Annotated in this window: 18 protein-coding genes and 3 tRNA genes; 13 read left to right on the top strand and 8 right to left on the bottom strand. The window is 47.4% G+C overall.

Translation table 11 applies throughout. The features are described from left to right. Positions 1-51: 51 nt before the first annotated feature. Positions 52-2,145, top strand: a complete 2,094-nt coding sequence (locus tag DWZ67_RS08935) for a BT4734/BF3469 family protein (RefSeq protein ID WP_120138631.1) — start codon at positions 52-54, stop codon at positions 2,143-2,145. A 58-nt stretch (positions 2,146-2,203) separates the two neighbouring features. Here the strand turns inward: DWZ67_RS08935 and DWZ67_RS08930 are convergent, their stop codons facing one another. Then, positions 2,204-2,455: a DUF4248 domain-containing protein gene (locus tag DWZ67_RS08930; RefSeq protein WP_087332628.1), complete on the bottom strand. Its 252-nt coding sequence runs from the start codon at positions 2,453-2,455 to the stop codon at positions 2,204-2,206. 284 nt (positions 2,456-2,739) lie between these two features. On the opposite strand from DWZ67_RS08930, the gene DWZ67_RS08925 reads away from it, so the two are divergent. The 3 genes from DWZ67_RS08925 to DWZ67_RS08920 all read left to right on the top strand — a co-directional run bounded on the left by DWZ67_RS08925 (position 2,740) and on the right by DWZ67_RS08920 (position 3,938). Beyond that, positions 2,740-3,279 carry a hypothetical protein gene (locus DWZ67_RS08925; protein ID WP_005828019.1) on the top strand — a complete coding sequence of 180 codons (540 nt, stop codon included), beginning with the start codon at positions 2,740-2,742 and terminating at the stop codon, positions 3,277-3,279. Positions 3,280-3,370: 91 nt separating this feature from the next. Continuing rightward, on the top strand, positions 3,371-3,484 hold the full coding sequence (locus DWZ67_RS20080; protein ID WP_005828021.1) for a smalltalk protein: 114 nt from the start codon (positions 3,371-3,373) through the stop codon (positions 3,482-3,484). A 4-nt stretch (positions 3,485-3,488) separates the two neighbouring features. Beyond that, positions 3,489-3,938: an N-acetylmuramoyl-L-alanine amidase gene (locus DWZ67_RS08920; protein WP_120138629.1), complete on the top strand. Its 450-nt coding sequence runs from the start codon at positions 3,489-3,491 to the stop codon at positions 3,936-3,938. Here DWZ67_RS08920 and DWZ67_RS08915 read toward each other — a convergent pair. The 7 genes from DWZ67_RS08915 to DWZ67_RS08885 form a co-directional block, all read right to left on the bottom strand. Further along, positions 3,928-4,467 carry a UpxY family transcription antiterminator gene (locus DWZ67_RS08915; RefSeq protein ID WP_057088279.1) on the bottom strand — a complete coding sequence of 180 codons (540 nt, stop codon included), beginning with the start codon at positions 4,465-4,467 and terminating at the stop codon, positions 3,928-3,930. The genes DWZ67_RS08920 and DWZ67_RS08915 overlap by 11 nt on opposite strands. Before the next feature lie 171 nt (positions 4,468-4,638). Further along, on the bottom strand, positions 4,639-7,032 hold the full coding sequence (locus DWZ67_RS08910; RefSeq protein WP_120138627.1) for a GumC family protein: 2,394 nt from the start codon (positions 7,030-7,032) through the stop codon (positions 4,639-4,641). 16 nt (positions 7,033-7,048) lie between these two features. Next, on the bottom strand, positions 7,049-7,876 hold the full coding sequence (locus DWZ67_RS08905) for a polysaccharide biosynthesis/export family protein (RefSeq protein WP_120138625.1): 828 nt from the start codon (positions 7,874-7,876) through the stop codon (positions 7,049-7,051). Positions 7,877-7,914: 38 nt separating this feature from the next. Beyond that, positions 7,915-9,318: an undecaprenyl-phosphate glucose phosphotransferase gene (locus DWZ67_RS08900; protein WP_057253254.1), complete on the bottom strand. Its 1,404-nt coding sequence runs from the start codon at positions 9,316-9,318 to the stop codon at positions 7,915-7,917. Between the two features lie 503 nt (positions 9,319-9,821). Continuing rightward, a complete protein-coding gene (locus tag DWZ67_RS08895; protein ID WP_008663082.1) occupies positions 9,822-10,748 on the bottom strand; it encodes a tyrosine-type recombinase/integrase in 927 nt (308 codons plus the stop codon). 144 nt (positions 10,749-10,892) lie between these two features. Next, complete coding sequence (locus DWZ67_RS08890) at positions 10,893-11,477, bottom strand: Crp/Fnr family transcriptional regulator (RefSeq protein ID WP_005828036.1); 585 nt, start codon at positions 11,475-11,477, stop codon at positions 10,893-10,895. Positions 11,478-11,531: 54 nt separating this feature from the next. Continuing rightward, positions 11,532-12,875, bottom strand: coding sequence for an MATE family efflux transporter (locus DWZ67_RS08885; RefSeq protein WP_120138623.1), 1,344 nt, complete (start codon positions 12,873-12,875; stop codon positions 11,532-11,534). A 227-nt stretch (positions 12,876-13,102) separates the two neighbouring features. Here DWZ67_RS08885 and DWZ67_RS08880 point away from each other — a divergent pair. The 9 genes from DWZ67_RS08880 (at position 13,103) to DWZ67_RS08840 (ending at position 19,655) form a co-directional block, all read left to right on the top strand. Continuing rightward, positions 13,103-13,192 (top strand) — tRNA-Ser (locus tag DWZ67_RS08880). Positions 13,193-13,195: 3 nt separating this feature from the next. Continuing rightward, positions 13,196-13,268: transfer RNA gene (locus tag DWZ67_RS08875), tRNA-Lys, on the top strand. A gap of 15 nt (positions 13,269-13,283) precedes the next feature. Then, positions 13,284-13,355 (top strand) — tRNA-Glu (locus DWZ67_RS08870). Between the two features lie 99 nt (positions 13,356-13,454). Continuing rightward, entirely contained in the window at positions 13,455-13,868 is a 414-nt protein-coding gene (locus DWZ67_RS08865) for a hypothetical protein (RefSeq protein WP_120138621.1), read from the top strand. Positions 13,869-14,005: 137 nt separating this feature from the next. Beyond that, positions 14,006-14,146: a hypothetical protein gene (locus tag DWZ67_RS08860; RefSeq protein ID WP_227224494.1), complete on the top strand. Its 141-nt coding sequence runs from the start codon at positions 14,006-14,008 to the stop codon at positions 14,144-14,146. A gap of 28 nt (positions 14,147-14,174) precedes the next feature. Next, complete coding sequence (locus DWZ67_RS08855; protein ID WP_005828040.1) at positions 14,175-14,822, top strand: DUF47 domain-containing protein; 648 nt, start codon at positions 14,175-14,177, stop codon at positions 14,820-14,822. 12 nt (positions 14,823-14,834) lie between these two features. After that, on the top strand, positions 14,835-15,848 hold the full coding sequence (locus DWZ67_RS08850; protein ID WP_005828041.1) for an inorganic phosphate transporter: 1,014 nt from the start codon (positions 14,835-14,837) through the stop codon (positions 15,846-15,848). Positions 15,849-15,941: 93 nt separating this feature from the next. Beyond that, complete coding sequence (locus DWZ67_RS08845) at positions 15,942-17,612, top strand: putative transporter (RefSeq protein ID WP_005828042.1); 1,671 nt, start codon at positions 15,942-15,944, stop codon at positions 17,610-17,612. A 54-nt stretch (positions 17,613-17,666) separates the two neighbouring features. Then, the gene (locus DWZ67_RS08840) at positions 17,667-19,655 is read left to right on the top strand and encodes a fructose-1,6-bisphosphatase (protein ID WP_120138619.1); all 1,989 of its coding nucleotides are present in this window, start codon (positions 17,667-17,669) and stop codon (positions 19,653-19,655) included. Position 19,656 lies beyond the last annotated feature (1 nt).

Below are 19,656 nucleotides of genomic sequence, written 5' to 3'. Positions count from 1 at the left end.
TATGCGTTCCTTCGCGTCGTAATTTTAAACATAAACAAAAATCAGTAAATTATGGAACACCGCAATATCAGCCTTTTCAGAGGCTATTCGGACACAGAATCAGTAGAAACTTCTCTTGAAGAAATAGTCAACATCATTAAATGCGACGCTGCCTTGCGAGACCGCACCGAGAAACATCGCTACTACTTGCAGCAAGACCTGCGTAGGGATGCCGACCGCGAGAAGTCCGGCTGTCCCTGCTTCGCTGTTGCCGTCTGCTTTGAAGGTGGGAAGACCCGCGAACATATCTGTGCCTGGACCGGCTATACCTTGGTCGACCTGGACCATATCGCTCCCGAGCGGATGGCTGCCACACTGACATTGATTTGTGCCGACAAGTATACATTGATGGCCTACACCACCGTCAGCGGTCATGGCATCCGTATCATCTGCCGCATCGATGACCTGAACGGAGCGGAAAAGGGAAAAGCCTTCCGGCAATACGCCAAGTATTTCAATCAAGTCAACGACTACTATTCCTGTCTGGTGGGCTTCGAAAGCGACGGGCAGTGCAAGAATGCTACCCGTATCAGTGGACTGGCTTCCGATCCTCATGTATATTACAATCCCAGTGCCGCAGCCTTTGTTCTCCAAAATAGTCCGATTGCTCCCCAACCGCAGGATAGCGCTTCCGAAGTTGTGCCGGCAAAGCGTAACAAACGTTTGGAGAAGGCAGTGAAAGCTGCCGAACGCCTGCTGGAAGAGGAGGGAGTGAGTTATTGTGAACATCATCATAATGAGTACGTGATGCGCATGGGTTATTTGCTCAACCAGTACGGAGTGGCCCGGAAGACAGCCGCCGCTTGGGCAGCGGAGCACTTTCCCGACTATGACGGGGATGTGACAGCCGTCATCGGCTCCTGCTACGCGAATACCGAGGAGCATGGTACCCTCTCTTTTGTCCGCAGGGGAGAGGGCGATGAAAAGTTTGCCACGGTGGCGGATATCGAGCAGTTCCTTTCCGAACAGGCGAAGTTTCGCAAGAATACGGTGAGCGGCAAGCTCGAAGTCTTGATGCCCGATTGCGGAGAGGAGTATACGGAGCTGACCGACCGCTACGTCAACACGTTGTGGAGCCGCATGAACAAGGCAAGGATGCTTGCCCGTGTTACGGACATACGTTCCGTGCTCGATTCGGAGTACACACCGCTTTTCAATCCCTTTGTCTCCTATATGGAAGAGCTGCCTGCCTGGGACCGTACTACCGACCCCATTGCCCGTCTGGCTGCCGGCGTGCACGTGAAGGATGATCAGGAGCTTTTCGGCATCTACTTCAAGAAGTGGTTGGTGGCCACCGTTGCTTCGCTGCTCGACCCTAAGGTGGTGAATCATGAGATTCTGGTATTCATCGGCAAGCAGGGTATTTACAAGACTACCTGGATGCAGCGCCTGCTTCCCACCGAACTGCAGCGTTATTTCTATGTGAAAAGCAACAATCAGCGCGTCAGTAAGGACGACCTCTTTACGCTGACCGAGTTTGCCTTGGTATGCCTGGAAGAGCTGGAAGAGATGACCTCCGCGCAGGTCAGCCAACTGAAGGCCATCACCGCCATGAAGGTGGTGAACGAGCGTGCCGCCTACGGACACTTCAAGGAGAGCCGTCCGCACATTGCCAGCTTCTGCGGGACCAGTAATAATACTTCCTTTCTCAACGACCTCAGCGGCAACCGTCGTTGGCTGCCCTTTGAGGTAGAGTCCATTGACAATCCCTTTGACTGCCCCATAGACTACGCCGGAGTATATGCGCAAGGATATGCTCTCTGGAAGAGTGGTTTCCATTATTGGCTTGAACCGGAGGAGATTGCTGTTATTAATCTTCGTAACCGTAATTTCGAGGTGCCCTGCTTGGAGCGTGAGCTGGTGCAGGTGTATTATCGTCATCCCAGTCCGGGCGAGCGTTGCGTGTTCCTCACCAATGCCCAGATGCTGGGGCGTATCAACATGGGTATCCGCCAACCTTTGAGTGCCACGCGTCTCGGCATGGTGATGAAGCAGGAAGGCTACGAAGCCATGCGCTACAAAGGATGCCGCGGTTATCGCGTGGTGGAACTGAAGGGGGAAGAAATTGCCAATGAGCAATACTTGAAGGGAAGAGCGACGGAATAGGGGTTAGGGATTAGGGGGTAGGGATTAATCGCTCATCCCTAATCCTTCATCCCTATTCCTACGGTCTTCCCAAGTATCTGAATATAAGTTCCACCTGCAAGGAGGTGAATATTTTCTGGGAGCCTTTGTAGCCGGTATGCCGCAGGGCTTCGTCCAGCGCCAAATTCAGCTTTATCCATTTAGACAAGCGGTTGAGTGCGGATGCCGGTGAAATGGTGGGGGCGTATGCCTCTGCCAGTTCACGTTTGTAATAGGGGCGGACGGGCCACTCTTTGCCGGGGATATTTTCGTAGTCTTCAACGTACTTCATAAACAATGCTTTAACTGGTTATTACACTGTAAATGTACGGAATTTTTTCTGTATACCCATTGCCGGAACCCGGTATAATCTTACCTAATCTCACATTTTCCCACATCCCTTCATATCACTTCACCGCATCTCTTATTCTGCCCGGAGGTACGTCGTATCTTTGTTCTGTCAGACGATGAAGGGTGAAGATTAGTAATCGTGACGCGCGAAGATTAGTAATCGTAAGCCCCTGGGATTAGTATCGTCTCCCTATCTTTTAATTTTTAACTTATAATTTTTAATTTATGATTAACTACAGTATCGTGATGCGTGGCAATCCTACCGATAAGACGGTTGCCAAAAAAGCGTACGCAAGTGCGCAGTATTCGGAAGTGATGGACATCAACCGCTTTGCCGAGCATATAGCCAGTCATGGCTGCGTGTACAAGCGTTCGGATATCGTTGCCATCCTCACCATGTCCGTGGATTGCATGCGGGAGCAGTTGCTGGCCGGACAAAAAATCCAGTTGGGCGACCTGGGGAGTTTCTACATCAGCATCAACAGTATCGGCGCGGCTTCTGCCAAGGAGTTCAATCCTGCCATCCATATCCGTAGGCTGAATGTGAACTGGACCTGCGGCCAGCGTTTTGGAGAGCTGCTGGAGGAGGCGGAATTCAATCTGGTGGCAACCCGAAGTGCAGCCCGTGCCGTGGTGAAAGCCCTGAAGGCCGGAAAGACTACCGTGGACCTGACCGGAGCCACTGGCGGGGGTGAAGATGCCGGTGGAGGCAGCAACCCGGGAGGCGGTTCGGACGGAGACCAGGGGGAAAATCCGTTAGGATGAAACGAAAAGACAAAAGAGAGAAAATAAATATGTTCTTCTGTCTAAAAAATGCAGCTAACCATAGTATTTAATTCCTTAATTGCAAATTGTTATGAGTGAGAAAACAAAATCAAAATCTGTATGGGGCATTGTCCTCAAAGTGATTATTACCGTGGCCACTACATTGGCCGGAGTGTTTGGCTTGACTTCCTGCATCAACCGTTAACCGGATGAAAGCAGGCAGTTTCTATCAGAACTATCGGGAGGTAACCCTCCTGGTAGTTCATTGCAGCGCTACGCGCTGTGACCGTCACTTCTCGGTGGAGGCGCTTCGCCGCAGTCATCTGGCACGGGGCTTTGCCGATATCGGTTATCATTTCTACATCACCCGTGACGGCGAGGTGCATATCTGCCGTCCGGTTCATCAGATTGGAGCCCATGCCACCGGCTGGAACGACAAGAGCATCGGCATCTGCTATGAGGGCGGGCTCGACGAGAATGGTGTCCCTGCCGATACACGTACCTATGCGCAGAAATGCTCTTTGCTTGACTTGCTCCGGCAGCTGAAGACCGACTATCCCAATGCCCGTATTTCAGGGCATCGGCAACTCAGTTCCTCTATCCATAAGGCTTGTCCTTGTTTTGACGCCCAAAGCGAATACGAGACAATTAAAAATTAATTCTCTCCACGTATCCTATCGGCATGTCCACATGTGCGCAGCCCAGCATATCTAGCCGGACTGCCACTTTGCTTTTTCCTCCTATCATGACCAGTTCTCCCTCCAATCCGGCAAGGGGGCCTTTTATTACTTTCACGGCATCACCTGCTGCCAGAGGTGTACTGCAAATCTCTACAGCCTCCGGGCTATAATCCAGCATAAAGCGGAAACGTTCCATCTGTTCCTCGGGAATGACGGCGGGACGGCTTTCACCGCGCAATACCATGTATCGACTGATAGCTTGTAAGGTAAGCGGCAAAGGGCGTTCCTGCGGAGTGACATGCACGAAAATCATCATCGGGATGACCAGGCGGTCCACTCTCTTGCGCCGGTCGCTCCATTGGCGTATTTCGCTTTGTATGGGTAAGTAATATTCCACTCCCATAGCTTTCAGCCGTTCGGCAGTCTTCTTTTCCAGACAAGACTGCACGTATGCCACCAGCCATTGGCGACGAGGAATAATATGAGGGGTGATATCAGTATGGTTCATGTAAAATCCTTTAAAGGTGTATTTCTATGGTCTATAAATAGTTGAGGTTCGGGCGCGCTACGCGGTCGCCTGTCACATTGGAGGGGCGGGGTTAATTAAAAATTAGAAATTAGAAATTAAAAATTAGACACTCGATTATTTACTCTCAACTCTTAATAGCTAGTCGCTAACTCAACTGTATCCGTATTTCTTACCGTAGCCGTAATACTTTCCGTATTTACCATAGCCGTAGTAATAACCGTATTTTTTCTTCTTCATATCGATTCCGTTGACTACTGTGCATAAGTTGGGGAGACGATGATGCTCCTGAAGCTCGTTGATGAGCTGGTAATCGGTCTTATGCGTATAATCTGCACGACAGACGTAGATGCTGGCGTCCGCTACGCGCGAAAGGATGAGCGTGTCGGTCACCATGCCGATAGGGGCTGTATCCAGTACGATATAGTCATATTCTTTGCGTAATGTACTGATGGTGTCTTCCAGTGACTGGCGTGCCAGTAGTTCCGTAGGATTGGGTGGGATGGGACCGCCCAATAGCAGGTCGAGGTTGGAAGTTATGCCGGAAGGCTGTATCAGCGCATGAAGGTCTGTGGATTTGGGGGCGGCAAGGTATTGGGTGATTCCTTTTTCTTTGTGTGAAAGATGGAACAACTTGTTCAATCCCGGTTTGCGTATATCCAATCCTACCAGAATGACCTTTTTGCCGAGCAGCGCCAGACTGAGGGCGAGGTTGGAAGCTATGAAAGTCTTGCCTTCACCGCTTATGGTGGAGGTAACCAGGACGACTTTCTTATCCGGATCGCCCATCATGAAGAGCAGGTTGGTGCGCAGGCTGCGGAAGGTTTCCGTCATGATGTCGTTGTCGTTTTCGCGTACGGCAATGGCAGACTCTTCGTGCTTGCTTGAGCCGGTAAGGGGGATGTCGCCGATAATGGGAACCTTTGTGAGCTTTTCCACATCGGTATGCCCCTCAATGCGGAAACGGAGCAGGTTCAATAGGAAAATGATGCCCAAGGGAATGCCGATGCCGATGACAAAGGCAATCATATAGATTTTTTTGCCTTGGGGAGAAACGATGCCGGCAGGCATGGGCTCTTCGATAATGCGTCCATTGTTGGCGGTTGCAGCCAGTGTGATGGCGTTTTCCTCGCGTTTCTGCAGCAGCATGATGTAGAGGGTGGCCTTGATTTCCTGCTGGCGTGCGATACTCATGAACTCCTGCTCCTGCTTGGGGGCGTTGCTGATGCGGCTTTCGTACTTGCGCGACTGTCGGTCGATGTTGCTCCGGGTGATTTGCAGGCCTTTCAAAACACTGTTTACGGTGGTTTTCACATTGTGGCGCATGGCCTCGATCCCCGTGTTCAGATTGATGATGGCGGGATTGCTTTCGGAGGAGGTACGTAGCAGGCGCTTACGCTCCACGATGAGATTGTTGTACTTGTCTATGGCGGAGGTCAGGTTCATGTCGCTCAGTCCTACGTTGGCAGGGATGATCTCGTCGTTGTTTGCAGGATTGTTGATGTAGTCGCGCAGATAGTTCACGAGGTTGATTTGGGTGGCGTTCTCTGCATATTGCTGTTCGTACTTGGAACTTTCCTGAAGGGCAAGCTGCGCGTCGCTGCTGATGTCGGTCAGTCCGGCGCGTTGCTTGAATTCCGCCAGTTCGGTTTCTGTGGTGCCCAGTTCGTGGTTGATGATGCTGATACGTTCCTCGATGAAGTCGGCGCTTTTCTGGGCCACTTCATTCTTTTCGGTGTTGGTGTCCTGATTATAGAGTATTATCAGTTCTTGGGTGAAATCGGAGGCTCGTTGTATATGGGTGTTTTGTACACTGATGGTGGCAATGGTACTGGTATTGGATATGGGGGCTACGGTCAGACCTGCCCTATAGCCTGCTGCTGCGGCAGTGGGGGTACTGATGATAGCCTTCAGATTGACGGGCTCTTGCGGAGCAGGCAATGAATCATTGTGCGAAATGGTGATGACACCTACCGGGAGTGGTAGAATGGCAGGTAGTTCGTCGAAAGATTTGGTCGTTTCTTGCTTGTCTCCGTTTTGTATATAAAAGGCTGTGACAGTCAGTTGGCCGGTAGGGGAGTATATCAGTTCCAGCCGAATGTTCCCTTCCAGTTTGTCAGCTTCCTCGGCGGTCATGAACACATCAAGAGGGGAGTTTTTGTAAAGTGGAACATCGTAGCCGAAAGATTGTTCGATGGCGATGTTGGTATAAAGGTTCAGACGTGACACGACTTTCTTGATGAGTGTCCTTGATTTCAGAATTTCCAGCTCATTGTCAAAGTTGCTGGTCATGGAAAGCATACCAAAATCCTGCATGGCAGACAGTGCATTGTTGGTACTTTTCTTGTCGTCTTCTTTAATTAGGATAGAAGATGACACTTCGTAGACGGGTATTTGGTAACGGAGATAAGCAAAGGCCAGGCCAGTGCATATCAATACGCTTGCCACAAACCAGGGCCAATGAATGATGTATTTGAAAAAGAGGGCTTGGAAATCTGTTTTTTCCTCTTTTTCGTTTAAAAGGTCATCGTATAAATCTTCTTTCATTTTTTGAGGATTAAAATTATCTTACAATGTTGACAATCAGACTTGCGAGTGAAACAAGGGAAGTAATCACAGAAACCCAGATAGTGGTACTGTTACTGACGCTTGCACTCTTTGCCTTGGTTTTATTTGGAGCTATATAAAGGATATCATTCTGCTGCATGTAGTAGTAGGGAGAATGAAGAATATTCTGCTCGTTCAAGTTTAGGCTGATGACATTTCGCTGGCCGTTACAGTCTTCGCGGATGAGCTTGACGTTGTTTCGTATACCGTAAATGGTCATGTCGCTTGCCATGGCAAGCGCCTCGAAAATATTCACTTTCTCATTATTGATAGTGAAAGTTCCGGGACTGTTCACTTCACCGAGGACAGAAATTTTGTAGTTGGACATACGTACAGTGACAATAGGTATTTCTTTGAGATAAGGACGAAGCTGTTCACGGATAAGGTTCTCGGCTGCATTTTTAGTTAAGCCGCCTACTTGCAGTCTGCCTATCACGGGGAAGTCTATCTCACCTGCATTGTCTACGAGATATTGTTGCAGGGCTGGTTGCGATGTAGTGCTGGCATTGGATTGTGCTATGTTATTATAGGTCTGCATGGTCAGGTTGAACGGTGCGGCAGCTTGCGGATCAGTGGTGTTTATGGTGATATTCAGCAAGTCTTTAGGTTGGATACGCGCATCGTAGAGGGTATCCTGCTGATTGACTTCATTGATGACGATTTCCTTATAACTCTTATCTGTAAGTGATTCGTAACTTTGTAGATAAGGTACTTTTTTGTAAGATTGGCAGCTTGCCAATGTAATTGCCGCCATCAAGATGGCTATACTTTTCTTGTTTTTCATTACTGCTCCTTTTAATTTTTGATTTTCAATTTTAATTCTCAATACGCTTCTTTCTCGCCTTGAATGGCGTTTCTGATTGTCTTGTATATAATGTATAAATCCAATAGAAAAGTCCAGTGTTCCAGATACCATACATCGCGCTGTACACGTCCTTCCATTTGCCAGAGTTCTTTGGTCTCACCACGGTAGCCGGTGACTTGGGCCCAACCGGTGATGCCGGGCTTTACCAGATGTCTGACCATATATTTGTCGATAAGGCGTGAATATTCTTCAGTGTGTTTCAGCATATGGGGGCGTGGCCCTACAACGGACATTTGCCCCAGTAACACATTGAAAAATTGGGGAAGTTCGTCAATGCTGGCTTTACGGATGAAATCTCCGATTTTTGTTTTGCGCGGGTCATTGGCGGTGGCTTGTAGTTCGTCACTGTCTATGTTGACACGCATCGAACGGAATTTGTAACACCAGAATTCATTTCCATTCTCTCCGCTTCGTTTTTGTTTGAAGAAGATAGGACCGGGGGAGGATAGCTTGATAGCGGTACCTATGATGATGTAGACGAAGGGGAATACTGTACACAGAAAAACGAGGGAGAAAAAGAGGTCGAAGGCTCTTTTCAGTAGGCGATTTTCCATTTGTGCCAAAGGTTCCTCGCGGATAGTGAGTACGGGGATATTGCCAAACATCTCGAAGTGCATGCGACGATGCAGGTAATTGCGAATATTAGGTACACTATAGAAACGAATCAAGTGATTTTCGCAATAATTGATGATTGGAAGTATTTCATGGCTACGTGCAGAAGGCAAGCAGCAATAGACTTGTTCTATATGGTGTTGCTGTAAATAAGTGACAACTTCTTTAGGCTGCCCTAAATAGGGGACATCTTCGGGAAAATCATCAGAAGGTACATCACAGAAATAGCCGGTAATGCGGAAGCCCGTGGTGGGATCTCCGGTCATTTCTTGATAGAGTTCTGTCATGTTTTTGTTACTGCCGATTAAAATGACGGTACGTGAGTTACCTCCATGTTCTCGATATTTTTTCAGTAAATACCGGAAAAGAAGGCGATATATAGCGAGGCAGATAAAGAAAATACTATAAAAGCATGTAAAAAAACGGAGTGAACTGGTACCTATATCTGCTAAAGTAGCCAAGCTGATGAACAGCGTGGCGTGAAAAGTTGTATTACGGAGAGCCCGACGTACAATGCGTTCCGGACGTACAATACGTTCATGCAGTACGACGCCATTGGAGTAATTGCAAAGTAGATAGACTAGATTCAATAATACCAATAGCTGGGACAATGAATGTGTAAATTCATTGCCCAGTGTTTGGTAGTCAAAAATGTGATATAGCGAGATGAAAATGATGTTCAGTAAGCATAAGTCACCAAAGATAATGACGAACTTAATCACTTTATTGAAATGGAGAACTTGTTTCATAATTCACACTAATTCAATAGCTTTTTTCTTTCTCAATGGTATTGAAAGAGAAAAAACTGTTCATTCTTGTTTGTTTAATAATTCTCTTACTTACAAGGTAATGGATACCAATACTCTCTTACTTACAAGGTAAGAGGTGGTATTTTATTTGGAGAATAATCTTATAAACCAGCCATTAAAAGGTATTTTACATTAAAAGACTATATATGTAATTAAAATGTAAAACGATATTTTATCTCATAATTAAATTTAATTTTTGAATTCAAAATGGGGGCGTTTATGTAAATATATAAGACTGAAATACAAGTGGCTGCAATGTGTCTTATATCTATATATGAGATAAATATGAATTAAAAAATAAATCTATTTTTTTGCGATTGTAGTAATCTTTTTCATATCTTTGCAGCCACAAAACATATTCTCTTACCTTGTAAGTAAGAGAATAAAATTGGATAATAAAAGTACTCCTATACAAATAGGAATACTTTTACAAATTCTAGTTTTTAGGGCTTTTTCTTTTTGTTTGGATGGATTGTTGCAATCACTTTTTTATTTGCTTTACTCATCGCATTGTTGTCAAAAGAAGCGAGGTAAACATGAGTTACCTTTTCAGAAGTATGTCCTAAGCTTTCACTAATCACAGAAATGGCCACTCCTTCGTCTTTGGCAGTGGTGGCCCAGCTATGGCGGGCTACATAAGATGTTAATGGAATGCTTAACCGTAACATCTTCGAAAGTGTGTGTAAATGTTGGTTGTAGAGCCGTAAAGCACTTTTGTATTGTCTGTAACCATCTTCCCCGGTCAGTGATAATATCGGTAGCAAATAGGGGGAAGAGGCGGCTTCGTTTTTATACCTATTTATAATCTGTGCGGCATACGACTCTATATGTACGGACAATTGCTGACGGGTCTTATGGCGGTAATAATAAATGGTATTGTGCTTGACATCCGTTTTGCGGAGATGTACAAGGTCTACGAACGGAATGCCTCGTAAGTAAAAACTTAACAGAAACATGTCGCGGCTGAAACGCAAGGCGGGTTTCTTCTCCAAATCAAGATTTACCAAGCGCCGGATTAGTAAAGGAGAGATGGCCCGTTTGGCGGTAGGCTCATAGCCAGTGAATACATAGGCGAACAAATCGTCTATACTGTGTGTGAATGGAATGCCTTGTTCGGCAGCCTGGTGAGAGATGGAACGGAGCATACGCATATAGGTGGATATGGTATTATGGCGCCGCCCTTCGCCGAGCAGCCGGTCTTCGTATTGCTTGATGAGGCTGGGGGTAAGATCTGCAAAAGTGATGGAACGGTGGCCGATGAAGCGGAAAAAGCTGTTCACTGTACTGGTATATATACCAGATGTACTGTATCGTCCGGCTTGTTTTGTCCGCTGTATCAGGGAAGCGGAAAAATTATGTATAGTATTCATAATCTGAATTTTAATATTTTAAATACATATAAAACAACCTTGAGCATGAAATGATTGTATGGCAATCAATGCACGCTTAGGGGAGAAATGGTAAAATTTCTATATAAATTCAGATATGTATTCTCCGGGCAGACAGGAGGAGGGTTACAGTATGCCCGAACGTACCCGACTCAGTGTTTCGGGGGTCATCAGCAGATAGGACGCAATGTGCGACAAAGGAGCCCGCTTGATGACTTCGGGCTGATGTTCCATGAGCTGGTTATAGCGCTCGCGTGCAGTCTCAAACCGCCAGGAGTCAGCCTTTATCTGTGAAACAATCAGGGAATATTCCAGAATCTTCCGATAGAACATGTTTATTTCCCATGAGATTTCGGTAAGTGTCAGCAGCTTGTTGTATGGCAGCAGGTATACGACACTCGGTTCGAGTGCCTCAATCATGAGGTGGGTGGGTTCCTGCTTCAAGGTACTTTCTATGCAGATGATGATGCAGCCTTCATAGGAAAAGTGTTCGGTGACGTCTTTACCGTTTTTATAATAGAATTGGCGCAACATGCCTTTTCCTACAAATACGATATTATGGCTTATCTGCCCTTCATTGAGTAATAATGCGCCCTTTTCTACTTCCTTGCGAATGAGGATTTCCTCTATCAACCTTCTTCCCTCGGGAGCCATGCCTGGATAGCGGGAGTTGATAGCGGCATCTACGGTTTCTTTCAATAGTGCATCCATAAAGCCATAATTTGTTTGTTCGAGGGGCAAAGATAAGGTTTTTACGAGAAAAAATCAGCTCCGTATGAAACTTTTGTTTACCCATTTCATGCCATACCAGCGGCGGACGAAAATGAAGCCGCGGATATTCTCGTCCAACAGGAAGGCTACCCACATGCCGCAGATACCCCAGCCGAAGGGGAAGCCGAAAAGGTATCCCACACCTACAGCTACACTCCACTGCACCACCAACCCTACGTAGAAGGGGTAGTTGACATCTCCTGCCGCACGAAGGGCGTTGGTGGCGAAGATGTTGATGGGGCGGCCTATTTCGAGGAGTACATCTATGATAAGGATGGTGGCACCCATACGTATGATGTCGGGGTTGGACGTGAGCCAGCCAAAGATGGCATGCCCCGAAAGGGCGAGGATGCAGGACAGCATGACGGTTATCATGACGGATTTCTTCATGACGTATTTTCCCATAAGGAAGGCGGCGTGAGGTTTCTTCTCGCCTATCAGATGCCCGATACAGATGGCGCCGCCTTGTGCCATGGAGATGCTGAACAGATAAGCGAACATGATGATGTTGACACAATAGGTACGGGTGGCGAGCGCTTCCACTCCCAGCATGTTGATGAAGTAAGTGATGACGACCTGCGACGAGCTGTACGACAATTGTTCGCCGGCGGAGGGTAGGCCTACCTTCATCAGATTCTTTAGTTCTATCCATGGGAAAGGGCGGAAGTATGCCACTGGGAAACGGTGGATGTGCTTGCGGAACAGTATGACGAACAGTATAATCATGGAGACACCCCGGCTGAAGGCTGTGGAGATGGCGGCGCCTTCCACGCCCAGTTCCGGAAAGCCGAAGCGACCGAAGATGAGGGAGTAGTTGCCGATGATATTGAGGATATTGACTACGACGGTGACCATCATCGGGTAGATGGCCTTGTTGGCACTGCGCAGGGAGGCGGAGAGGGTGAGGGATAGTGCCTGGAAGAAGGCGAAAGCGCCTACGATACGCATATAGTCCATGCCGTCCTGCATCAGTTCAGCGGTGAGCCCCATCAGCCGGAGGATGGGATGGGCACAGAAAAACAGTATCAAGCTGACCGTGATACCTACCGCCAGGTTGACGAGGATGGATACGCCGACCACTTGCACTACTTTCTTGTGTAGTTTCGCACCGAGATACTGGGAACACAGAACGGACGTTCCGAGATTGATGACTTCGAAAACGAGGAAAGTGAGCATGATAATCTGGTTGACTACCCCTACGGCGGCAACACTGTTGTCCGAGTGGCGGCTCAGCATGATGGTGTCCACCGCACCGAGCATCATGATGAGAAGTGTCTCTATAAAGATGGGGGCGGCCAGCTTGGCAAGCCGCTTTTTCAGGCTTTCTTGTTGTATCATTGTCCGTGTATGTGCACTATACTTTAAAAATCGCGCAAAGATAAGGAAAGGTTGAAAAGGACGGTTTGATATGTATCAAATTTTTTTTCTTGTTTTAGGGTTTGAGTGTTAACGTGTTATCTCAAATTGCATGAAAACTGTGAAAAAAATATGTAGGAAAGATTTGCACAGTCCAAAAGTTTGCCCTACATTTGCACCGCATTTGAAAAGAATGCTGGTTATAAAAAGGAAGTTTGGGTGAGTGGCTGAAACCACCAGTTTGCTAAACTGACGTACGGGTAACCGTACCGGGGGTTCGAATCCCCCAGCTTCCGCCAGATGCACTCTTAGCTCAGTTGGTAGAGCAACTGACTCTTAATCAGTGGGTCCAGGGTTCGAATCCCTGAGGGTGTACAAGACAAATGCGAGGGTGGGTTCATCTAACGGTTAGGATACATGCCTCTCACGCATGGTATACGAGTTCGATTCTCGTACCCACTACAAAAACAAGAAAGCGGTTGACTGATGAAACGGTTAACCGCTTTTTGTTTTTCATTTTTCTGTTGTAATCCGAAAATAGTTTCTATATTTGCACCCGCTATGGCGAAATGTATATTCTATATCTTGTTAGGGTTGTTCCTCATATCGAAGTTCACTTCCGTTTCTGATGATATGGAGGGATGTAAGACACTCCCTACTGCGGATGTGCATTATTTCTCCGGAGCCCAGCACAGCTTGTCGGGGGCAGATGGCAGACAATGCCAGGAAAAAGGGGAGGACGCGAATTATAATTGCCTGGCAGATGCCGGTTGCATAGGAAATACCTTCTCATTACGGCATGCCTCTTGCTCGAAATTGTTGAGGCTTAATCCGGACTTCATTGCTGTCAAGGTCGCGAGAACCCTGAAAACTCTGCTCCCGGAAGAAAAGACAACTTCTTTCCCCTTTACTTTCCATCCCCATAAGATTTCATATAGATATTATGTATATACGCTGAGGCGTATTCTTATTTAGTACTTTCCCCTCCTCTCTTTCGGGAGCCGGAGAGATTGCCCGTCTCCCCATGCCGAGTTTTTCTCTATTTTTTAAGTACTGATAATCAATATATAATGGATTTTCTATTAGATTTTATTCTCCATATCGATCAGTATATGATTGATATAGTGCAGGAATATCATATGTGGGCGTATGCCATATTGTTTCTGCTGATTGTGGCCATTATTGTGGTTTCCATACTGCCGGCCGTGGTAGAAGTGCTGCGTGCAAGACTGAAACAACGAAAACAAAAATAAATTAATATACTTAGTACATTTATCCATTATGAAGAATTCTTTTTTTAGCCGGTTCACACCGAAAGAACCGAAATTCTTTCCTTTGCTGAAGCAATTGTCTGAGATTTTATTGTCCTCGTCGGCTCTGTTGATAGAAATATTGGGCCATGACTCGCCTGAGAAGAGGGCGGAAGATTATAAACGAATCAAAGATTTGGAGCGCGAGGGCGATAAGCTGACCAATCTGATTCTGGATGAACTGGGCACTACTTTCATTACTCCTTTTGACCGGGAGGATATCCACGACCTGGCTTCGGGCATGGATGATGTGATTGATGGAATAAACAGCTGTGCCAAGCGTATCACTATCTATAATCCGCATCCTATTTCGGACAAGGGGAAAGAGCTGGGACATATGGTTCAACAAGAAGCGGCCCTCATCGGCCAGGCCATGGATGAACTGGAGGCATTTCGCAAGAGTCCGGATAAGCTGCGCGCATATTGCAACCAGCTGCATGACATAGAAAACCGGGCAGATGATATTTATGAATTTTTCATCACCAGGCTTTTTGAAGAAGAGAAGGACTGCATTGAACTCATCAAAATCAAGGAGATTATGTATGAGTTGGAAAAAACGACGGACGCAGCCGAACACGTGGGCAAGATTTTGAGGAGCCTGATTGTGAAATATGCATAAACGAACGGACGCATGGAACTATTAGTGATTATCATTGTACTGGCTCTGATATTCGATTATATCAACGGTTTTCATGATGCGGCCAATTCTATTGCCACCATTGTGTCTACCAAAGTGCTTACACCGTTTCAGGCGGTGATATGGGCGGCTTTCTTCAATTTTGTGGCCTTTTTCATCGCCAAGTGTGTCATCGGCGGTTTCGGCATTGCCAACACCGTATCGAAAACGGTGATGGAGCCTTACATTACTTTGCCTATCATTCTGGCCGGCGTGATTGCGGCTATTGCCTGGAATCTGTTCACTTGGTGGAAGGGAATCCCTTCCTCTTCTTCGCACACGCTTATCGGAGGTTTTGCCGGAGCTGCCATCATGGCACACGGTTTTGAGGCCATCCAGTTGAGTATCATTCTGAAGATTGCGGCATTCATTTTTCTGGCTCCCTTGATTGGTATGGTGGTGGCATTCGGTTTTACGTTGTTGGTCTTGTACATTTGCCGCAGGGCGCATCCCCATACGGCCGAGGTGTGGTTCAAGAAACTGCAGCTGGTGTCTTCGGCTTTGTTCAGCATCGGGCACGGTCTGAATGATTCACAGAAGGTAATGGGTATCATTGCTGCGGCTATGATAGCCGGACATTCGGAAGGACTGGGAATGGGGATAAACAGTATTGATGACCTGCCGGACTGGGTGGCATTCTCTTGTTTTACGGCCATTTCACTCGGTACCATGTCCGGCGGGTGGAAGATTGTGAAGACCATGGGGACTAAGATTACGAAGGTGACGCCACTGGAAGGGGTGATTGCGGAAACTGCCGGTGCGTTTACGCTTTATCTGACGGAGTATCTGAAGATTCCGGTAAGTACGACACACACCATTACGGGAGCTATTATCGGAGTAGGGGCCACGAAGCGGCTTTCGGCTGTGCGTTGGGGAGTTACGAAGAGTCTGATGACCGCTTGGGTGCTGACTATCCCCGTCAGTGCTTTGCTGGCAGCAGGGATTTATTGTATCGTATCCCTTTTTTAGAAGTGCTGCCGCATAAAAAATAGACGGGTTCGTTTTATTTTGCATGAGGTTTGCACTATCTTTGCAGCCTGAAACTGTAAAATAGAATGCACATTGGACTGGCTATATAGTTTATTCGTCGAGCACTCCGCCTTGCAGGCGGTTGTGGTACTCTCACTGATTTCCGCTATCGGATTGGGATTGGGGAAGATACATGTTTGCGGCATTTCATTGGGAGTGACGTTTGTATTCTTTGCCGGCATCATTGCCGGGCATTTCGGGTTGTCCATAGACCCGCAGATGCTGAATTATGCGGAAAGCTTCGGGCTGGTGATATTTGTGTATGCTTTGGGTTTGCAGGTGGGACCGGGTTTTTTCAGCTCTTTCCGTAAAGGAGGGGTACAACTGAATATGCTCGCCACGGGTGTAGTGCTTATCGGCACCCTGCTGACTGTACTGGGCAGCTATGGGTTGGGAGTATCCCTGCCGGATATGGTGGGCATACTTTGCGGTGCCACGACAAACACACCGGCACTCGGTGCGGCACAGCAGACATTGAAACAGATGGGATTGGAGTCCAGTACCCCTGCTTTGGGGTGTGCGGTGGCATATCCGCTGGGGGTGGTAGGGGTCATTCTGGCCGTACTGTTCATCCGTAAGACGCTGGCGCATAAGGAAGACCTGGAATTGAAAGAGAAGGATGACGTGAACAAGCCTTACATTGTTGCGTTCCAGGTGCACAATCCTGCCATCTTCAACAAGAGTATCAAGGAAATAGGCGGGCTGAACAGCTATCCGAAGTTCGTGATTTCCCGCTTGTGGCGGGATGGGAATGTGAGTATTCCTACCTCGGAAAAGATTATAAAGGAAGGTGACCGCCTGCTGGTGATTACCTCGGAGAAAAATACGCCGGCTCTGACTGTGCTTTTCGGCGAGCAGGAGCATACTGATTGGAACAAGGAAGATATAGACTGGAATGCCATAGACAGCCAGTTGATTTCGCAACGTATCGTGGTGACGCGCCCGGAGTTGAACGGCAAGAAGCTGGGTTCTCTCCATCTGCGTAATCATTACGGTATCAATATCAGCCGGGTTTATCGTAGCGGCGTGCAGCTGCTGGCCACAGCGGAACTGACCTTGCAATTGGGTGACCGCCTGACCGTAGTGGGCGAAGCCGCTGCTATACAAAATGTGGAGAAGGTGCTGGGCAATGCTGTGAAAAGCCTGAAGGAACCGAACTTGGTGGCGGTATTTATCGGTATTGTCATCGGTCTGGCTTTGGGAGCAATTCCTATTTCCATTCCCGGCATCAGCGCTCCCGTGCGGCTCGGATTGGCAGGAGGCCCTATCATCGTAGGTATTCTTATCGGGACATTCGGTCCGAGGATGCACATGGTGACTTATACTACGCGCAGTGCGAACCTGATGCTCCGTGCATTGGGATTGTCTCTTTACCTAGCTTGCCTGGGACTGGATGCGGGTGCCCATTTCTTCGATACGGTATTCCGGCCGGAAGGGCTGTTATGGATTGCTACGGGTTTTGCGTTGACTGTGGTTCCGGTATTGATTATGGGTATCGTTACCTTCAAGTGGCTGAAGATAGATTTCGGAACAATGGCGGGTATGCTGTGCGGAAGCATGGCAAACCCCATGGCGCTGAACTACGCCAACGACACCATTCCGGGAGACAATCCGTCTGTAGCTTATGCTACGGTTTATCCGCTGTGCATGTTTCTACGGGTAATTATAGCCCAAGTGCTGCTCATGTTCTTCATTAATGGATAATGAAGAATGAGGGATATTATCAACTGTCAATTATCAACTATCAATTAAATAACTATGGGAAATATAACTCCGGAAAGTATTGTCAATGACTTGCGTTATTTGCAATTATTATCACGCAGTTTTCCTACCATTGCTGATGCCAGTACAGAAATCATCAATCTGGAGGCCATTCTGAATCTGCCGAAAGGTACAGAGCATTTTCTGACGGATATTCATGGCGAGTATGAGGCTTTTCAGCATGTGCTGAAGAATGCATCGGGGGCAGTGAAACGTAAGGTGAACGAAATATTCGGGCATACACTGCGCGAAAGTGAGAAGAAGGAAATCTGTACGTTAATTTATTATCCGGAAGAGAAGCTGCAACTTATCAAGGAGCAGGAAACGGACCTGGATGACTGGTATTTGATAACACTGAACCAGTTGGTAAAAGTATGCCAGAACGTTTCGTCCAAATATACCCGTTCGAAAGTACGCAAGGCACTTCCAGCAGAGTTCTCGTATATCATTCAAGAGCTGTTGCACGAATCGAGCATCGAACCTAACAAGCATGCCTATATCAATGTCATAATCAGTACCATTATCTCTACGAAGCGTGCGGATGATTTTATTGTGGCGATGTGCAACCTTATCCAGCGCTTGACCATCGACTCGCTGCATATCGTGGGCGATATATACGACCGCGGACCGGGTGCGCATATTATCATGGATACTCTCTGTGATTATCATAATTTCGACATCCAATGGGGTAACCACGATATTCTGTGGATGGGTGCCGCATCGGGTAATGATGCTTGTATAGCCAACGTAATCCGTATGTCGATGCGCTATGCCAATTTAGCAACGCTGGAGGATGGTTATGGCATCAATCTGTTGCCGCTTGCAACGTTTGCCATGGATACCTATGCGGATGACCCTTGCACCATCTTTGCACCGAAAATGAACTTTGCCGATGCGGAATACAATGAGAAGACCTTGCGGCTGATTACACAGATGCACAAGGCAATTACGGTTATCCAGTTGAAACTGGAAGCGGAAATCATCAGCCGTCGTCCTGAGTTCGGTATGGAAAACCGGAGACTGCTGCATCTGGTGGATTTCGAGCGTGGTGTGTTTGTATACGAAGGCAAGGAATATCCGTTGCGCGATGTGAATTTCCCCACCATAGACCCGGCGGACCCGTATCGTCTGTCGGACGAAGAGCGCGAACTGATGCACCGGATTCATTCTTCTTTCATGAACAGCGAGAAGATGAAGAAGCACATGCGCTGCTTGTTTACGCATGGCGGCATGTATCTGGTGTGCAACAGTAACCTGCTTTATCATGCTTCCGTGCCTCTGAATGCGGACGGCAGTTTTAAACATGTCCGCATCGGCCAAAAGGAATACTGGGGACGTAAGTTGCTGAAAAAGACCGACCAGCTGATACGTACCGCTTACTTTGACGAGGACGGTTCGGACGAGAAACAGTTTGCACTGGATTATGTCTGGTACATGTGGTGCGGACCGGATGCCCCTTCCTTCGATAAAGACAAGATGGCTACCTTTGAACGCTATTTTGTGGCCGACAAAACATTGCATAAGGAGACGAAAGGGCATTACTATGCTTTGCGCAACGAGGCTGAGGTGTGTGACCGCATTCTTGAAGAGTTCGGCGTGAAGCCGGGGCCACATTCGCATATCATCAACGGACATGTACCGGTAAAGACCATTAAAGGTGAGAAACCCATCAAAGCGGATGGTAAGCTGCTGGTGATTGACGGTGGTTTTTCAAAAGCCTATCAGCCGGAAACGGGAATTGCGGGATATACGCTGGTATATCATTCCCACGGCTTGCAGTTGGTGCAGCATGAGCCGTTCCAGAGCCGTCAGAAAGCCATTGAAGAAGGACAAGACATCAAGTCTACAACCCTGGTTGTCGAATTCAATTCGCAGCGTATGATGGTGAAGGATACGGATAAAGGAAGTGAACTCGTTACGCAGATTCAGGATTTGATGAAACTGCTGGTGGCGTATAGGACGGGGCTGATTAAGGAGAAACAATAAT

This window comes from Bacteroides sp. AF34-31BH, assembly GCF_003602795.1.
In the GTDB taxonomy this organism is placed as follows: Bacteria; Bacteroidota; Bacteroidia; order Bacteroidales; family Bacteroidaceae; genus Bacteroides; species Bacteroides uniformis.
The sequence above is the reverse complement of the archived record's forward strand: the minus strand, read 5'-3'. Positions and strand labels throughout refer to the sequence as shown.